Origin of the sequence: Phyllobacterium lublinensis (genome assembly GCF_020164435.1) — a bacterium.
GTDB classification, from domain to species: Bacteria; Pseudomonadota; Alphaproteobacteria; order Rhizobiales; family Rhizobiaceae; genus Phyllobacterium; species Phyllobacterium lublinensis.
In genome coordinates this window covers 17,912-34,457 of record NZ_JAIUDQ010000004.1, presented here as the reverse complement: position 1 = coordinate 34,457, position 16,546 = coordinate 17,912, and the positions used below count along the sequence as shown (strand labels likewise).

Genomic DNA, 16,546 nt, shown 5'->3' with positions numbered 1-16,546 from the left:
GAAATCAATTTTTTGCGCACATTAATCAAGAAAATACCTCACAGAAGGAAAAGTTCCGTTACGCGGAACTTTTTTTTTGCGAATGTGTTTCTGGATGGAACGCTCGCGTTGTCTCTTACCCACCCGAAACAGGGAACTTGCCATAATGTCATTATCCACCCGGATAGCTCCACACTTGCCCTATCTTCGTCGCTTTGCCCGCGCCATCACCGGCTCTCAGTCCTCAGGCGACGCCTATGTGGCGGCGACGCTGGAAATCCTGATAACGGATGTCTCTCTTTTCCCGGAAGGTGGTTCGGACCGGGTGAGCATTTACAAGTTGTTGATTCAGCACTTCAACTCGGTCAACGTCCGTCCGCTGGAGCTAAAATCGGAGTTTGGCTGGGAAAAGCATGCCGCCGCTAATTTGACGGCCATCGCTCCCAAGGCTCGTCAGGCCTTCTTGCTTATCAGTCTTGAAGGGTTCAGCCAGGCCGAGACGATGGAAATTCTCGACGTTTCGGAAAAAGAACTCTTCGAGCTTCTTGATGAAGCATCCGTCGGCATTTCCCGACAGATAGCCACCGATATCCTGATCATCGAGGACGAGCCGCTGATTGCCATGGATATCGAGCACATGGTTGAAAGTCTGGGACATCGGGTTGTCGGCATTGCCCGTACCCGCAACGAAGCGCTGAAGCTCTATTCCGCCACCCGGCCGAGCATGATCCTTGCAGATATCCAGTTGGCAGATGGCAGTTCAGGCATAGATGCGGTCAACAATATTCTCAGTCAGGATGCGGTACCCGTCATCTTCATCACTGCATTCCCCGAGCGTCTGCTGACGGGCGAGCGGCCTGAGCCGACGTTCCTCGTCACAAAACCCTTCAACCCGGACATGGTCAAGGCTCTCATCACACAGGCACTTTTCTTCAAGGAAAGCAGCAAGGCCAAGGCGTAACAGCCGGCGTCTTCCCGTTGGTGTTGGAACAAAACTGCGTTCCATCCGTTACGAATGGGACCAAACAGGGAGATGATAAATGCTTTATTACGCTGTGATTTTTCTGATCATTGCACTGGTGGCGGGCGCCTTGGGATTTGGTGGTATCGCTGGAGCGTCAGCGGGCATTGCTCAGATCATATTCTATGTATTCCTCGCGCTACTGCTGATTTCACTTATCGCCAGCATAATCCGGCGCGCGTGACCAACGACGCTAACTTGAAACCGCCGGCCCATTGCCGGCGGTTTCATTTGTTCATATGCCAGACGAACGCAGGATTGCGCCATTCCGCATTTCCGTAGTAGTCACCGGGCACAGAAACGGCGAGGCCCAAAGTGCTTTGGCGAAACTTGAACTTTGCCGCACTTGACGGCCCAGCAATCAATTGGTCCTACTTCGCAAGGCGAGCGCCTCTGGCGATCTTCGTTTATATCTCCGTTCTTTTTGCCCTGCGTCTTGGCCTCTCGCCTTTCCTGGAGATCGACGAGGCACAATTTGTCGGTGAAGTAGGGTTTGCCTGGAACTACGGCAATTCGCATCCCCCGCTATACAACTGGCTGGTGCGCCTGGCGCTGGAGGCGACAGCGTGGCATTGGGTACCCGCTGTGGCCCTGATACGGCTATCACTGCTCGGCCTGTATCATTGGCTGTGTTTCGACGCGGCACGCCGGCTTGGCGGTGATCGCGCCAGCATTCTGGCCTTGACGGCCTCCGCGCTGCTGCCGCAAATCGTCTGGATGACCATCCAGACGACCGCTCACACCATTCTGGTCATTGTTGCATCCGTTGGTCTTGTGCATGCCTTCGCCCTTATGCGCGGCGGTACGGGCATTAGAGCCTATGCATGGTTTGGCTTCTGGGCTGCGGTAGGGGCCTTGGCCAAGTATAATTTCTTCATTTTTCAGGTCAGTTTCATGATTGCGGCATGGACCATCCCGCCCATACGTCAACAATTGTTTCGCCGGTCGCTCTGGCTCTCTGTCGCAATCCTGGTTGCTGCGCTGACGCCCGTCGCGATTGCTTCCCTGAATGCCCCGCTGGCAGCCACCACCGGCCGAATGGTGAAGCTCAGCAACGCCATTGGTTATCTGGAAGCGATCGATCTGCCCCATATTGGCGTGGACGGGCTGTTCAGCCTGCTGATCTCGACATTCCTCTGGTCAGGTCCGGCTGTCATTGTCTTTCTGATCGGACGGCTGCGCGACCATCCACGTCCGCTTCCCGACGGCGACCCCGATGTCCGGAAGTTGCTGCTGCGCACGGTGTTCATTGGCCTCGGAGCGTTCGCCGCACTGGTGTTTGCAGCCGACTTCCACTCAGTTGCCGAGCGCTACATGGCACCGGTTCTAGCCCCCACCGCGATTCTGGTTGCGCTTTATCTGCCCCAGGTGCTTGGCGCACGCAATGTGTTGGCGTTCTCGGCAACGCTCTATGTGCTTGCACCAATTGCGATGGCATCGCTTGCGCTTTTCGGTTCGGAACGCTTCACACTTCCCTTCGATGCCGTTGGCGCCGCCATTCGCGCCCAGAATCCCGCGCCAGCGAGAATTGTTTCCAACCGCCAGGATGATGCCGCGAATGTCGCCGTGATTCTCCACTGGCCCCCGGAACAGGGTACCGCCGACGATATCGTCCTGGTCTGGCACGGCAAGGAGGCTCCGAGCGACAGCGCGCTGGCACGTCTTCCCGTGGATGCGATGCCTGTTGGACCGCAGACACGCGTTTCAGCACCAACCAGAAACGTAAGCGGCGAACTACAGACCTTCAGCTTTCAGCGTTATTCATCTCGGTTACCGCTACCGGATCCGAATAGCGGCGGATGAGCCAGAAGACACCGATAGTGTCCAGGAACGCCACCGCGGCGCGATCGAAGAAGCCGTATTTCGAGACCCCAGCGCCTCGCGGGCGGTCTTCCACTTCCACCTCGATAACAGTCAAGCCGGCGCGCCGCGACAAGGCGGGAAGAAACCGGTGCATATTGTCAAAGTAGGGAAGCGTTCGGGCGAAAGCGGCGGGCAGGATTTTGAAACCGCAGGCAGCATCCCTGCAGTCATCCTTGAGCAGCCGCCTGCGAACGAAGTTCGCCAGCTTCGACGTGGCGAGTTTGACGACACCGTCATTGCGCCGTTTTCGGATCCCGGCAAAAAGCGCCGGCGCCGAGCTTTGAATGCGTGGCCACAGCCGGAGAATGTCCGCTGGATCGTTCTGACCGTCACCGTCCAGCGTTGCGATCCATTTCCCGTTCGCCGCCTGAAAACCGCTGACGAGTGCTCTCGATTTGCCTGTTCGCTGTTTATGGCGCAGGACGCGCACATTATTCCCGGCATCCATCGCCTCGCTGGCCGAGTTATCCGCAGACCCGTCGTCAACGATAAGAATTTCATAGACCGGCCCATCGTTAAGGACTGAATTGATCTCCCTGACCAGGGCTCCGATATTGCCGGATTCATTGTGGACAGGAATTACGATGGTCAGATCAGTCATATATTGAAACCATTGTGGGCCGGACAATCGCACGCGAATTCGTGCCTTGGGCCGACTGTATTGACATATAGGTCCAGAACATAGGTGGACATTAAATTTAAGCAAGGTTCGGGGCGCGCCGCAATTCCGCCACGCCGATCAATACAAAAATGCCATGGCTTTCGACGGGACCGGTTTATGGTTAATACTTCATCAATCGAAGTCTTCCTAAAGTCGGGATAAGACCATGATGACGTTCCGGACGGGCAATGAAATTTGAGGCAACCAAGGCATCCCAGCATACCGTGAAGCGCGCAGTTGCATGTGCCCTTGCGCTCGCGCTGATGTCCGTCTCGAATGTTCCTGTCCTTGCGCAGGATACATCCGTGCCCGCCGCCGCCCAACCGGGACCGGAATCCCTCGATGCCAGGCGTGCCCGGACGCTCCAGGAACTTGAACAACTGACTGGCCAGATATCCCTGTCATCGGAACGGGTAGCCAAGCTCGACGGCGACATCGCAGCGCTAAAGAAGGACCAGACGACAATTACGGCCGCTCTTATCCAGTCCGCCAAGACCGAAAAGAAGCTTAGCGAAGACATAGCGGGCTTCAGCGAACGGCTGACCGGCCTGCGTGAGCAGGAAGACGGGATCAAGAATTCCTTGAAAGAGCGGCGCGGCGCCCTCGCCGAAGTCCTCGCTGCGCTCCAGCGTATGGGCTTGAACCCGCCGCCGGCACTCCTGGTCCGTCCGGATGACGCTCTTGCTTCTGTGCGAAGCGCAGTTTTGCTCGGTGCTGTCGTCCCCGAGATGCGTCAGCAAACGGAAGTGCTGATTGCGGATCTGGAGGAGCTGAGCCGCGTGAGAACGTCGATCTCTGAGGAACAGAGCCGCCTGACCGCGACGCTTTCCAGCCAGGCAGAGGAAAAGAAGCGCCTCGATCTTCTTTTGACCGAGAAGCAGAAGCTTCAAACGACCTCAGAGGCGACAAGGCAGGCCGAACAACAGCGTGCCGAGGACCTCGCAAGAAGGGCCACTTCCCTGCGAGACCTGATAGCCGCCATGGAAAAGGACATGCAGGAAGTCCAGCGGGCAGCCGAAGCAGCAAGCGCCCAGGAGCAGCAGAAGCTGGCCGCAAGCCAGCAGCGCGCCGAGGATTTTGCCGCCAACCAGAACCGGCTGTCTGCGCAGGTCAATTTTGCCTCGCTGCGAGGCCATCTCTCGATGCCGGCGGCGGGCAAACTCGTCAAGCACTTCGGCGACGAGGATGGCCTGGGCGGCGCCGTTCAGGGCGATACGCTCGAAACGCCCGCAGGTGCGACAATTACTTCGCCAGTAGACGCTGTTGTCCTTTATGCTGGCGCATTCCGGTCCTATGGACAGCTCTTGATCCTGGATGCCGGGAACGGATATCATGTCGTTCTGGCGGGAATGAAAAAAATCAACGTCTCCCAGCATCAGTTTGTCTTGGCGGGAGAGCCGGTCGGTGTGATGAACGAGCAACTTATTGCCAGTACCGCACCCGTTCCGATGGGAAATGGAGCTCCAGTGCTTTACATTGAGTTCCGAAAGGATACAAAACCTATTAATCCCGCTCCTTGGTGGGCGGATCGGCTTGCTGGAAGGACCGCAAATGATACGTAGGCTAACGCTTCTCATGGCTGGAGCGCTGATGGGTGCGACGGCAATGGTCGTTGTTCAGGGGGCTCTGCCCACAACCGCTGCCGAAGCGGCGGGAACTGACACCTATAAACAGCTATCAATTTTTGGTGATATTTTCGAACGGGTCCGCGGCCAGTATGTCACGCCTCCGGATGACAAGAAGCTTGTCGAAAGCGCCATCAACGGCATGCTGACCTCGCTTGACCCGCACTCATCCTACATGAATGCGGAACAGGCGCAGGACATGCGGGTCCAGACCAAGGGCGAGTTTGGCGGCCTTGGCATCGAAGTGACCATGGAAAACGAGCTGGTCAAGGTCATCGCTCCGATTGAAGACACCCCGGCGTCCAAGGCGGGCGTGCTCGCTGGCGATTATATTTCGCAGATCGATGGTACAGAGGTTCGCGGGATGACCCTGACCGATGCCGTCGACAAGATGCGCGGCGAGGTTAATACGCCCATCGAGCTCACCCTCATTCGTCAGGGTGCCGACAAGCCGATCAAGCTGACGATCGTGCGTGATGTCGTCAAGGTCAAGGCAGTGAAGTACCGCGTCGAGAACGATGTCGGCTATGTCCGCGTGATCTCGTTTACCGAACAGACATTCGATGACCTGCAGAAGGCTATCAAGGATATTGAAAGCAAGGTTCCCAACGACAAGCTGAAAGGCTTTGTCCTCGATCTGCGTCTCAATCCAGGCGGATTGCTTGACCAGGCCGTCGCGGTTTCCGATGCCTTCCTCGACAAGGGCGAGGTCGTGTCGACACGCGGACGTGACCCGCAGGACATCACGCGTTTTGATGCACGCGCCGGTGACCTGACCAACGGCAAGCCGCTCATCGTCATGATCAATGGCGGCTCGGCCAGCGCTTCCGAAATTGTTGCCGGTGCGCTTCAGGATCATCGCCGTGCAACGGTGCTGGGCACTCGTTCCTTCGGCAAGGGCTCCGTACAGACGATCATCCCGCTCGGCGAAAACGGTGCTCTGCGCCTGACAACGGCGCTCTATTACACCCCAGCTGGCAAGTCCATCCAGGGCAAGGGCATCGTACCCGACATCGCCGTCGAGCAACCGCTGCCCGATGAACTGAAGGGTCAGGACGTCACTCGCGGTGAATCCGACCTGAAGGGCCATATCAAGGGCGCTCAGGAGGATGCGGAAGGTTCGGGTTCAATCGCCTATGTCCCACCGGATCCGAAGGATGACCTGCAGCTCATACAGGCTCTGAAGCTTCTGCGCGGCGAGCAGGCCAACGCGGCTTTCCCGCCAGACCCGAAAAAGGGTGTGCCTAACTGACATGCCAAATGGGATCGGACTTCTTGAACCAGGTCTGATCCCTTTTTTCCGATCCATCGGCCACTGTGCCGCCTTCCTCTCTTCTCTCTCCGGCCAAAACGCGTGAACGTCGATCTCAACCGGCCGCTGGGACAAAACAGCAAACGGCCAGGAAAATCTGACAGGAAAACCATCCGGTGGCTGCTGCCTTCGGCTGCCGTTGTTGGCATTGTCGGGCTTGCATCGCTGATCACCTTCACGAGCCATCAGGGGTTTCGCCGCCCGGCGCCTGAGCCGCCGAAACCACAGATAGCGGAGGCCGCTGCGCCATCCAAACCGGCCAAGCCGGCGACCGCACAAGCCGATAGCGGAAGCGGCGCGGGCAAGGTCATCAGCCCTGCGGGCGGAGCCAAGGTCATCGTCGTCGGCGATCCCACAAAGCGCATGCAGGATCCCCGGACCGCGCATATTCCCGAGCGGGACATGCTCGAAGATACGCCCCAAGGGCAGCTTCCCATCATCACCCCGGATGGCCGTCGGCCTCTCGATGTCTATGCCAGGCCGTGGTCCGGAGCGCGGGGTGCCCGCATCGCCATCGTGATTGGCGGGCTCGGGCTGTCCCAGACCGGTACGCAACAGGCCATTCGGGTACTCCCTGGGGAAATCACGCTGGCGTTCTCACCTGAAGGTAACAGTCTCGGCCGCTGGATGCAGGCAGCCCGACAGGATGGGCACGAGATCCTGATGCAGATCCCTTTGGAGCCGTTCGACTATCCGCGTGTCAATCCTGGCCGCAACACGCTTACCGTCGATACATCGCCACAGGCCATTGTTGAAAACCTTCACAAGACCATGGGTCGCATCACCAACTACACGGGCGTGATGAACTACATGGGCGCGCGCTTTACAGCGGAACCTGCAGCAATGACTCCCGTCATGAAGGATATTGCCCAACGGGGCCTGCTATATCTTGATGACGGCACATCCGCGCGCAGTCAGGCCGATGCCGTTGCCGCCGAGCAAGGAGCCCCCTTCGCCGCGGCTGATGTGCTTATCGATGCTTCTCAGGAGCGTGGCAGCATCTTGAAGAAGCTTGACGAGGTCGAACGGATTGCCCGCGCAAAGGGCACGGCCGTCGCGACCGGATCGGCATTCGAGGTCACGGTTGAAGCCGTCACGTCATGGGCCAACGAGGCCAAGACGCGAGGCATCGAAATCGTTCCCATCTCAGCGCTTGTGCGAGATCCGGAAAGGCGCTAGCACGCAAGCGCGCTGGAACAAGAGATACATGAAAAAACCCGTTGATCCGCTATCCCTGCCCTATCGCCCTTGCGTCGGCATCATGGTCCTCAACAGGCAAGGTCTGGTCTGGGCCGGCCACCGGATCGTCATAGCGAATGACGAAATGGATGGTCAGACTCAACTCTGGCAGATGCCACAGGGCGGAATTGACAAGGGCGAAGATCCTGAACCCGCAAGCTTGCGCGAACTCTATGAAGAAACCGGCATGAAAAGCGTCACGCTGCTGGCTGAGGCGCCGAACTGGATCAACTACGACCTCCCCTCTCATCTGGTTGGCATTGCACTCAAGGGCAAATATCGCGGTCAGACCCAGAAATGGTTCGCCTATCGCTTCGAGGGTGACGAAAGTGAGATCGCGATCAACCCGCCGCCCGGTGGCCACACGCCGGAGTTCGACCGGTGGGAATGGAAACCGATGGCCCAGTTGCCGGACCTGATCGTGCCATTCAAGCGCACGGTGTACGAAGAGGTGGTCGCCACTTTCAAAAACTTAGCCGACTAACTCAGTCGTTGCTGCGTTGCCGGGAGTGTTGATGCGCGGCAGCAACGGGGCGGCTAATGCCTGACCGGTTGACACAGCCTTCATAAAAAAACGGGCCCGCAGGCCCGCTTTCAACAAATGGACGTGATCTCGAACTACGCCGCCTTGATGGCTTCTTCAAGCGTGGTCAGCTGACCGAGAAGATCCTCGGCCTTGGCCCGATCTTCGCGCGTCGTCGCATCTTCGAAATCTTCCTTGGCGTCTTGAATACGGCGTTGCAGCTCATCAGCCTTTATATCCGTGACGTGGACCGCCGATTCTGCCAGGAGCGTGCAGCCATCCGGTGTGATGTCGACAAAGCCGCCAAATACGACATAGCTGTCAGGCTTGCCATCGGCCAGTTTGACCGTAACAACGCCCGGCTTGACCGTAGCCATAAGCGGCGCATGGTGCGCCATGACCGTCATGTAGCCTTCCGTGCCCGGAACCACGACTTCAATGACCTGTTCCGATAGGAGCAGGCGCTCTGGCGACACGAGTTCGAACTGGAAGGCTTCTGCCATGATATTCACTCAATCCTGAAGGTTATGAACCTAAAGGCAACCCCAGGAAAATTGCAAAACGGTTTTCCGTCGGGGTTGCATAAACCTAAGTTGACAAGGCGGGCCGTCGAAGCCCGCCATCGTCTACCTTGCTATCAGGCCGCCTCGGCTGCCAGACGCTGGGCCTTTTCGATCGCTTCGTCAATCGAGCCGACCATGTAGAATGCCGCTTCCGGCAGGTGATCGTAGTCACCATTGCAAAGGCCCTTGAAGCCCTTAATGGTGTCGGCCAGATCAACCAGCTTGCCCGGCGAACCGGTGAAGATTTCAGCAACGAAGAACGGCTGCGACAGGAAGCGTTCGATCTTGCGGGCGCGAGCGACCGCAATCTTGTCTTCTTCCGAAAGCTCGTCCATGCCGAGGATGGCAATAATGTCCTGAAGCGACTTGTAGCGCTGCAGGATCGACTGGACCTGACGCGCGGTCTGGTAGTGTTCGTCACCGACGATCAGCGGATCAAGCATGCGCGATGTCGAGTCGAGCGGATCCACAGCCGGATAAATACCCTTCTCGGAGATGGCGCGGTTAAGAACCGTCGTCGCGTCAAGGTGCGCGAAGGATGTCGCGGGCGCAGGGTCGGTCAAGTCGTCGGCGGGAACATAGATGGCCTGCACGGACGTGATGGAACCCTTGTGCGTCGTGGTGATGCGTTCCTGCATCGCACCCATGTCGGTCGCCAGCGTCGGCTGATAACCCACAGCGGATGGAATACGGCCGAGCAGAGCCGACACTTCGGAACCTGCCTGCGTAAAGCGGAAGATATTGTCCACGAAGAACAGAACGTCCTGACCCTGGTCGCGGAAGTGCTCGGCTACCGTAAGACCGGACAGGGCAACACGCGCGCGGGCGCCTGGCGGCTCGTTCATCTGACCGTAAACGAGAGCAGCTTTCGACCCTTCGCCGCCGCCTGCCTTGTTCACGCCGGATTCGATCATTTCGTGATAAAGGTCGTTGCCTTCACGGGTACGCTCACCCACGCCGGCAAATACCGAATAACCACCATGCGCCTTTGCGACGTTGTTGATCAGTTCCATGATCAGAACTGTCTTGCCGACGCCGGCACCGCCGAACAGGCCGATCTTACCGCCACGTGCATAAGGCGCGAGAAGGTCGACGACCTTGATGCCGGTAACAAGGATCTGGGCTTCCGTCGACTGCTCGACATATTCCGGGGCGGGCTGGTGGATGGCGCGGGTCAGCTTGGTCTTGATCGGACCTGCTTCGTCAACCGGCTCACCGATAACGTTCATGATGCGGCCGAGTGTTTCCTCGCCAACCGGGACCAGGATGGGCGACCCTGTATCGTAGACGGCCTGACCGCGCACGAGACCTTCAGTCGAGTCCATGGCGATCGTGCGGACGGTGTTTTCACCGAGATGCTGTGCAACTTCAAGAACAAGACGGTTGCCGAGATTGTCGGTTTCCAGCGCGTTCAGAATCTGCGGTAGTACTCCACCATCGAAGGCAACGTCGACAACGGCGCCGATGACCTGGCTGACGCGACCAGCGACTCCGGTCGCCTTGAGCGCTGCCTTCGGTGCTGCAGCCTTCGCTGCCGGAGCCTTGGCGGTTGCCTTTGGAGCTGCAGCTTTTGCTGCGGGCTTGGCAGCGGCTTCCGCCTTGACGGCTGCCGTCTTGGCGGCCGCTGCCTTGGGTGCAGCTGCTTTCGCGGCTGCGGGTGTTTTCGGGGTCGCTGCTTTTGCCATCGATCCTTACCTTCGCGATTAGAGCGCTTCCGCGCCCGAAATGATTTCGATCAGTTCTTTTGTGATCTGGGCCTGACGCTGGCGGTTGTACGACATTGTCAGCTTGTTGATCATGTCACCGGCGTTGCGGGTGGCGTTGTCCATAGCGGACATTCGCGCACCTTGTTCCGATGCCGCATTTTCAAGGAGAGCGCGGAAAACCTGGACGGAAATATTGCGCGGGATCAGATCACCCAGGATGGATGCCGGATCCGGCTCATATTCGTAAACAGCATCGCCTGCGCTTTCCGGTTCGGCGTCGCCGATGGAATTGGCCGGGATCAGCTGCTGTGCAGTCGGTATCTGCGCAATCACGGACTTGAATTCCGAATAGAACAGCGTTGCAACGTCAAACGCGCCTTCATTGAAGAGTGCAATGATCTTGTGGCCGATCTGGTCGGCATTCACGAAACCAAGCTGCTTGACGTCACGCAGATCGACATGGTCGATAATGTGCCTGCCGAGGTCACGGCGCAGAATGTCCGCACCCTTCTTGCCGACGGTGATGATCTTCACGGTCTTGCCGTCTGCGAGCAGCCGGCGGGCATGTTCCCGGGCCAGACGTGCGATCTGCGCGTTGAATCCACCGCAAAGGCCGCGCTCGGACGTGCAGACCACGAGCAGATGCACGTCGTCCTTGCCGGTTCCGCTCATCAGCACGGGCGCATCATCACCATCCACATTGGAAGCGATGTTGGCCAGCACGGCCGCCATGCGCTGCGAATAGGGGCGCGCGGCTTCCGCGGCTTCCTGCGCACGACGCAGCTTCGCCGCGGCGACCATCTGCATCGCCTTCGTGATTTTCTGCGTCGCCTTGACCGAGGCGATCCGGTTTCTCAGATCCTTTAACGAAGGCATCCGTTCATCCCGTCAGTGAGTTTCAAGCGAAAGACTTGGCAAAGGCGTCGACTGCAGCCTTGAGCTTGCCCTTGATGTCGTCGCTGAGCTGCTTTTCCTTGGCGATCGCGTCGAGAACGTCCTTGTTCTCGGTGCGCAGCCACGTGAGCAGACCATGCTCGAACTTGCTGACCTGATTGACTGCCAGCTTGTCGAGATAGCCGTTGACGCCGGCGAAGATCACCGCAACCTGCTCTTCCGTCTTGAGCGGCGAGAACTGCGGCTGCTTCAAGAGCTCCGTCAGGCGCGCGCCACGATTGAGCAGACGCTGCGTCGAGGCATCGAGATCGGAACCGAACTGAGCGAAGGCCGCCATTTCGCGGTACTGCGCCAGTTCACCCTTGATCGAGCCTGCAACCTGCTTCATGGCCTTGATCTGAGCAGCAGATCCAACGCGGGAAACTGACAGACCGACGTTCACTGCCGGACGGATACCCTGGTAGAACAGGTTGGTTTCGAGGAAGATCTGTCCGTCGGTGATCGAGATCACGTTGGTCGGAATATAGGCCGAAACGTCGTTTGCCTGCGTTTCGATGACCGGCAGTGCCGTCAGCGAACCGGCGCCATTGTCGTCGTTGAGCTTTGCAGAGCGCTCGAGAAGGCGTGAATGCAGGTAGAAAACGTCGCCTGGATAAGCTTCGCGGCCTGGCGGGCGTCGCAGCAGCAGCGACATCTGGCGGTAGGCTACAGCCTGCTTGGACAAATCGTCGTAACCGATCAGGGCGTGCATGCCGTTGTCACGGAAGTACTCGCCCATCGCGCAAGCAGAGAACGGAGCAATATACTGCATCGGCGCCGGGTCGGAAGCCGTAGCGGCGATGACGATCGAATATTCGAGGGCGCCGCGCTCTTCAAGGATCTTGACGAACTGGGCAACCGTCGAGCGCTTCTGGCCGATGGCGACATACACGCAATACAGCTTGTCGCCTTCGTTTCCAGCATCGTGAGCCGGCTTCTGATTGAGGAACGTATCGAGAATAATCGCGGTCTTGCCGGTCTGGCGGTCGCCGATGACCAGCTCGCGCTGGCCGCGGCCAACCGGGATCAGCGCATCGATCGCCTTGAGGCCGGTCGACATCGGCTCGTGGACCGACTTGCGCGGGATGATGCCAGGCGCCTTGACGTCAACGCGCGAGCGCTGCGTTGCCTTGATCGGACCCTTGCCATCGATCGGGTTGCCGAGCGCGTCGACGACGCGGCCGAGCAATTCCTTGCCGACCGGGACGTCCACGATCGCGCCAGTGCGCTTGACCGTATCACCTTCCTTGATGTCACGGTCCGAACCGAAAATAACAACGCCGACGTTGTCGCTTTCAAGGTTCAGGGCCATGCCACGGGTACCACCCGGGAATTCGACCATTTCACCGGCCTGAACATTGTCCAGACCATATACGCGAGCGATACCGTCACCGACGGACAGAACCTGGCCGACTTCGGAGACTTCTGCCTCCTGGCCGAAATTCTTGATTTGCTCTTTCAGGATTGCGGAAATTTCCGCGGCGCGGATGTCCATCAGCCGACCTCTTTCAGTACAAGCTTAAGCGAAGAAAGTTTTGTGCGAAGTGAAGTGTCGATCTGGCGGGACCCCAACTTGACGATGAGACCTCCAAGGATCGACGGATCAACGGTGACATTGATTGTCACGTCCTTGCCGGCAACACTTTTCAGCGTGGCCTTCAATTCTGTTTCCTGCGCGGCCGTGAGGCCATGCGCGGAAGTAACGTCTGCAGTAACCTCACCGCGATGGTTCGCGGCGATCTGGCGGAATGACTGGATCATGGCCGGTACGGAAAACAGGCGACGGTTCTGCGCGACGACGCGCAGGAAATTGCCGACGAGGCCGCCGATCTTGGCCTTCTTGAGGATGGCGGATATCGCCTTGACCTGATCGTCCGACGAGAAGACCGGGCTACCGATCAGCCGCTTCAGATCGGCACTGCCATTGACGAGAGCCTCGAACGCGCCGAGATTCTTTTCAACCTCAGCGAGCGATTTCGCCTCCAATGCGAGGTCGAACAACGAACCCGCATAACGCTGGGCAACACCGGATATGAGCGACGAAGTTTCTGCCACGAACGACAAGCTCTCTGCGTTGGAGCCAAAAATCAGGAAACCGGAAGGAATTTTCGGTCAAATCTTTGGCATTATTGATTTTTTTAACCGTCTGGACACAACCCTGAAGCCGCCTCCGACGAGATTTGATTGCCGTCTAGCATAGGAAGACAGGACTCGCAACACGCGAATCCGCGAAAACAGGCGGCACAATCGCCGCAGCTCCGGATAATTATGACTGACGGATTCCAGTAATCGCGGATTACCTAGGCAACAAAGCCGAATGCAAACAACAATGGACCCGCGGCCAGCGCAACTTCGATGATTACGGAGACCCAGTTGTAAAGTGTGTTGCCGCGGTCGGACATCATGGAGATAAGCCGTCCGAAGACGGTGAAGCCCCAGGACACGCCGAGCGCGATCCACAGGAACGGCTGCGCGAAAATCAATGCGCTGAGGCCGAGCCCCAGATAGAAACCGGCAAATGTGCCGCGGATTTCGGATAGGGCCTCTGGCCTCTCCGGCTTGGTCTGAAGCCGGAGGATCCTCAGGGCGACACGCGGCGCAAAGAACAGCACCAGTCCAAAGAGGACTGTGACTGCTGCCGAGAGCCACGCCATCCACTCGCCTGTGCTTGCCGGCCAGTAAAGTTCCATTTCCGTATCTCCCTGAGAATACCTAATCGTGCTTGCGTAACGCCGGCCCAATAGTCGTCATGGTGTGGCGGGAATGGTGGCTTTCGAGCACCGGAGCACCGGAAAACGCCATTTGCAGCCCGCCATGGCGAATTTTGTTGTTTTTATAGAAAGCTTTGCGGATCGATATCAACCTGTACACGAACTGATCCCCTTTCTTTTGGTCCGGCGGCCAGCATGGCGCAGATGAAACCCTGTATATCGGCCTTGCGTGTGCCGTGGACCAGAAGCCGGAAGCGGTGTCGTCCCCGGACGAGCGCCAGAGGTGCCTCTGCTGGCCCCAGCACGCTGATCTGCGGCGAGGTTGGGGCCGCACGACGCAATGCCCGCGCATGGTTCTCCGCCTCAATCCGAGTCGCGGCCGAAATGATCAGCGAGCCGAGCCTGCCGAACGGGGGCAGGCCGGAGCGCTCGCGTTCCTCGATCTCTCGCTCGTAGAAGGCCTGCGCATCGCCCGAAATGATCGCCCGCATCACCGGATGGTCCGGCTGGTAAGTTTGAAGGAGGCCGAGACTCTTCTTGCCGGTGCGCCCCGCACGCCCCGTGACCTGGCTCAGCAACTGGAATGTTCGCTCGGCCGCGCGCGGATCGCCATTGGCGAGTCCAAGATCCGCATCGACGACGCCAACAAGCGTCATATTGGGGAAGTTGTGTCCCTTGGCGACCAGCTGCGTGCCGATGACGATATCGGCTTCGCCCCGTGCAATCGCATCCAGTTCGAGCCGCAGGCGCTTGACACCCATCAGGTCGGAAGACAGCACGATGATGCGCGCATCGGGAAATGTCTTCTCGGCCTCTTCTGCAATTCGCTCCACGCCTGGTCCGCAGGCGACGAGATGGTCCAGCGTACCGCATGACGGGCACGCCTCCGGCCGCGCTTCGTGGTGGCCACATTGGTGGCAGACCAGCTGGCCGCGAAACCGGTGCTCGACGAGCCAGCTCGAACAGTCCGGACATTGGAACCGGTGGCCGCATACCCGGCATAGTGTCAATGGCGCATAGCCACGACGGTTGAGAAACAACAGCGCCTGCTCTTGTCGATTCAACGCTTGGTTGACAGCCTCCACCAGCGCCGGCGACAGAAAACCGCCCGGGCGAGGTGGCGACCGGCGCATGTCGATGGTTTTGAGATCGGGCATTGCCGCGTCGGCATAGCGGCCGCTCAGCCTGATACGATTGTAGCGACCCTGCTGAGCATTGACCTGGCTTTCTATCGATGGCGTGGCCGAGGCGAGTACCACCGGAAAATTGCCGATGTGCCCGCGGACCACGGCCATGTCCCGTGCATTGTAGTAGACCCGGTCCTCCTGTTTGTAGGCCGGATCATGTTCCTCATCGACAACGATCAGGCCAAGGTTCTGAAATGGCAGGAACAATGCCGATCGTGCTCCCGCGACAACCCTGATCTGACCTTCCATGACCTGCCGCCATACTCTTTCGCGCATGCGTGGTGCCATATCGGAGTGCCACTCACCAGGCTTCGAACCGAACCGGTCGTGGAAGCGATCGAGGAATTGCTGCGTCAACGCGATCTCAGGCAACAGGATGAGGACCTGCTTGCCCCGCTCGATCGCTCGGGCTACTGCCTCGAAGTAGACTTCCGTCTTGCCGGAGCCGGTGACTCCGTCAAGGAGCGAAACCGAGAACGCGTCGACAGAAACCGCATCCACAAGACGGGCCGCCGCTTCCCCCTGCTCATCGGAAAGGGCAGCCTTGGCATAGTTTACGTCCGGCGCTGCCACGACGGGGCGCGGCGGGATCATCACCTGTTCCAAAACGCCCTGTGATACGAGCCCGTCGACCACCGTCGCCGAAACGCCCGCTGCGTGGGCAAGCCCTGTCCGGGTCCAGGCCATGCCGTCCTGCGCCAATTCCAACACACGGGCGCGTGCGCCCGTCATCCGGTCAGGCTCATGTCCGGCAAACCTCAGACCGGGCACTGGCGGCTCCGGATCGAACGCCGCCGGAACGCGCAAGACCATGCGCGCCACCATCCCCGGTGGCGAGATCGTATATTCGGCGGCCCAGCGCATGAAGCGCATCATGTCGCCATCGACTGGAGGGCAATCGAAGAGTTCCGAAATCGGCCGCAACTTTTTCGAATCCACCGAGTCGGTCGAACCGTCCGTGACGATCCCCGCCACCTCTCTGGGACCCAAGGGCACCCGCACGATCGAGCCGGCCTGCACCGCCATTCCTTCGGGCACGGCATAGCTATACGGCCGCTCGGCCGGCATCGGCACAAGCACGGGAACTATTTTTTGCGGGATGAACGAATCCTGGCTCATATAGGCGTGACCTTGCCGTGGCTTTGGGATAAAGAAAAGCCACTTTCCGGAGAAATCCCATCTCCGCTACCGGGCCTTGGATTACACCGGGCCATCTGTCATGT

15 protein-coding genes are annotated in these 16,546 nt (G+C 58.8%); 7 read left to right on the top strand and 8 right to left on the bottom strand.

Translation table 11 applies throughout. The features are described from left to right. The first annotated feature begins 145 nt into the window (after positions 1-145). The 3 genes from K9U38_RS06560 to K9U38_RS06550 all read left to right on the top strand — a co-directional run bounded on the left by K9U38_RS06560 (position 146) and on the right by K9U38_RS06550 (position 2,803). Positions 146-940, top strand: a complete 795-nt coding sequence (locus K9U38_RS06560; protein ID WP_224493548.1) for a response regulator — start codon at positions 146-148, stop codon at positions 938-940. 79 nt (positions 941-1,019) lie between these two features. Then, entirely contained in the window at positions 1,020-1,184 is a 165-nt protein-coding gene (locus K9U38_RS06555; protein WP_027231091.1) for a DUF1328 domain-containing protein, read from the top strand. Positions 1,185-1,315: 131 nt separating this feature from the next. After that, positions 1,316-2,803, top strand: coding sequence for an ArnT family glycosyltransferase (locus K9U38_RS06550; protein ID WP_224493547.1), 1,488 nt, complete (start codon positions 1,316-1,318; stop codon positions 2,801-2,803). Here K9U38_RS06550 and K9U38_RS06545 read toward each other — a convergent pair. Then, entirely contained in the window at positions 2,745-3,464 is a 720-nt protein-coding gene (locus K9U38_RS06545; RefSeq protein ID WP_224493546.1) for a glycosyltransferase family 2 protein, read from the bottom strand. The genes K9U38_RS06550 and K9U38_RS06545 overlap by 59 nt on opposite strands. A 248-nt stretch (positions 3,465-3,712) precedes the next feature. On the opposite strand from K9U38_RS06545, the gene K9U38_RS06540 reads away from it, so the two are divergent. The 4 genes from K9U38_RS06540 (at position 3,713) to K9U38_RS06525 (ending at position 8,184) form a co-directional block, all read left to right on the top strand. Next, the gene (locus K9U38_RS06540; RefSeq protein WP_224493545.1) at positions 3,713-5,086 is read left to right on the top strand and encodes a murein hydrolase activator EnvC family protein; all 1,374 of its coding nucleotides are present in this window, start codon (positions 3,713-3,715) and stop codon (positions 5,084-5,086) included. Continuing rightward, on the top strand, positions 5,076-6,401 hold the full coding sequence (locus tag K9U38_RS06535) for a S41 family peptidase (RefSeq protein WP_224493544.1): 1,326 nt from the start codon (positions 5,076-5,078) through the stop codon (positions 6,399-6,401). Before K9U38_RS06540 ends, K9U38_RS06535 begins: the two co-directional genes overlap by 11 nt. 102 nt (positions 6,402-6,503) lie before the next feature. Further along, entirely contained in the window at positions 6,504-7,640 is a 1,137-nt protein-coding gene (locus K9U38_RS06530) for a divergent polysaccharide deacetylase family protein (protein ID WP_224493543.1), read from the top strand. A 28-nt stretch (positions 7,641-7,668) separates the two neighbouring features. Continuing rightward, positions 7,669-8,184, top strand: coding sequence for an RNA pyrophosphohydrolase (locus K9U38_RS06525; protein ID WP_224493542.1), 516 nt, complete (start codon positions 7,669-7,671; stop codon positions 8,182-8,184). Between the two features lie 134 nt (positions 8,185-8,318). Here the strand turns inward: K9U38_RS06525 and K9U38_RS06520 are convergent, their stop codons facing one another. The 7 genes from K9U38_RS06520 to K9U38_RS06490 form a co-directional block, all read right to left on the bottom strand. Then, complete coding sequence (locus K9U38_RS06520; protein ID WP_224493541.1) at positions 8,319-8,726, bottom strand: F0F1 ATP synthase subunit epsilon; 408 nt, start codon at positions 8,724-8,726, stop codon at positions 8,319-8,321. A 134-nt stretch (positions 8,727-8,860) separates the two neighbouring features. Continuing rightward, positions 8,861-10,471 (bottom strand): F0F1 ATP synthase subunit beta, encoded by a 1,611-nt coding sequence (gene atpD, locus K9U38_RS06515; RefSeq protein ID WP_224493540.1) that lies wholly within the window; start codon positions 10,469-10,471, stop codon positions 8,861-8,863. 18 nt (positions 10,472-10,489) lie between these two features. Then, complete coding sequence (locus tag K9U38_RS06510; RefSeq protein WP_224493539.1) at positions 10,490-11,368, bottom strand: F0F1 ATP synthase subunit gamma; 879 nt, start codon at positions 11,366-11,368, stop codon at positions 10,490-10,492. Between the two features lie 22 nt (positions 11,369-11,390). After that, positions 11,391-12,920: a F0F1 ATP synthase subunit alpha gene (gene atpA / locus K9U38_RS06505; RefSeq protein WP_224493538.1), complete on the bottom strand. Its 1,530-nt coding sequence runs from the start codon at positions 12,918-12,920 to the stop codon at positions 11,391-11,393. Next, positions 12,920-13,480, bottom strand: coding sequence for a F0F1 ATP synthase subunit delta (locus tag K9U38_RS06500; protein WP_224493537.1), 561 nt, complete (start codon positions 13,478-13,480; stop codon positions 12,920-12,922). The genes atpA and K9U38_RS06500 overlap by 1 nt, the downstream gene beginning before the upstream one ends. A 245-nt stretch (positions 13,481-13,725) precedes the next feature. Beyond that, entirely contained in the window at positions 13,726-14,115 is a 390-nt protein-coding gene (locus K9U38_RS06495; protein WP_224493536.1) for an AGROH133_08824 family phage infection protein, read from the bottom strand. Positions 14,116-14,258: 143 nt separating this feature from the next. After that, positions 14,259-16,442, bottom strand: coding sequence for a primosomal protein N' (locus tag K9U38_RS06490; RefSeq protein ID WP_224493535.1), 2,184 nt, complete (start codon positions 16,440-16,442; stop codon positions 14,259-14,261). Positions 16,443-16,546 lie beyond the last annotated feature (104 nt).

What these genes read in the sequence shown, in the direction of transcription:
- K9U38_RS06560 (WP_224493548.1), top strand. Translation starts at nt 146, where the DNA reads ATGTCATTATCCACCCGGATAGCTCCACACTTGCCCTATCTTCGTCGC.
- K9U38_RS06555 (WP_027231091.1), top strand. Translation starts at nt 1,020, where the DNA reads ATGCTTTATTACGCTGTGATTTTTCTGATCATTGCACTGGTGGCGGGC.
- K9U38_RS06545 (WP_224493546.1), bottom strand. Translation starts at nt 3,464, where the DNA reads ATGACTGATCTGACCATCGTAATTCCTGTCCACAATGAATCCGGCAAT.
- K9U38_RS06540 (WP_224493545.1), top strand. Translation starts at nt 3,713, where the DNA reads ATGAAATTTGAGGCAACCAAGGCATCCCAGCATACCGTGAAGCGCGCA.
- K9U38_RS06535 (WP_224493544.1), top strand. Translation starts at nt 5,076, where the DNA reads ATGATACGTAGGCTAACGCTTCTCATGGCTGGAGCGCTGATGGGTGCG.
- K9U38_RS06525 (WP_224493542.1), top strand. Translation starts at nt 7,669, where the DNA reads ATGAAAAAACCCGTTGATCCGCTATCCCTGCCCTATCGCCCTTGCGTC.
- K9U38_RS06520 (WP_224493541.1), bottom strand. Translation starts at nt 8,726, where the DNA reads ATGGCAGAAGCCTTCCAGTTCGAACTCGTGTCGCCAGAGCGCCTGCTC.
- atpD (WP_224493540.1), bottom strand. Translation starts at nt 10,471, where the DNA reads ATGGCAAAAGCAGCGACCCCGAAAACACCCGCAGCCGCGAAAGCAGCT.
- K9U38_RS06510 (WP_224493539.1), bottom strand. Translation starts at nt 11,368, where the DNA reads ATGCCTTCGTTAAAGGATCTGAGAAACCGGATCGCCTCGGTCAAGGCG.
- atpA (WP_224493538.1), bottom strand. Translation starts at nt 12,920, where the DNA reads ATGGACATCCGCGCCGCGGAAATTTCCGCAATCCTGAAAGAGCAAATC.
- K9U38_RS06495 (WP_224493536.1), bottom strand. Translation starts at nt 14,115, where the DNA reads ATGGAACTTTACTGGCCGGCAAGCACAGGCGAGTGGATGGCGTGGCTC.
- K9U38_RS06490 (WP_224493535.1), bottom strand. Translation starts at nt 16,442, where the DNA reads ATGAGCCAGGATTCGTTCATCCCGCAAAAAATAGTTCCCGTGCTTGTG.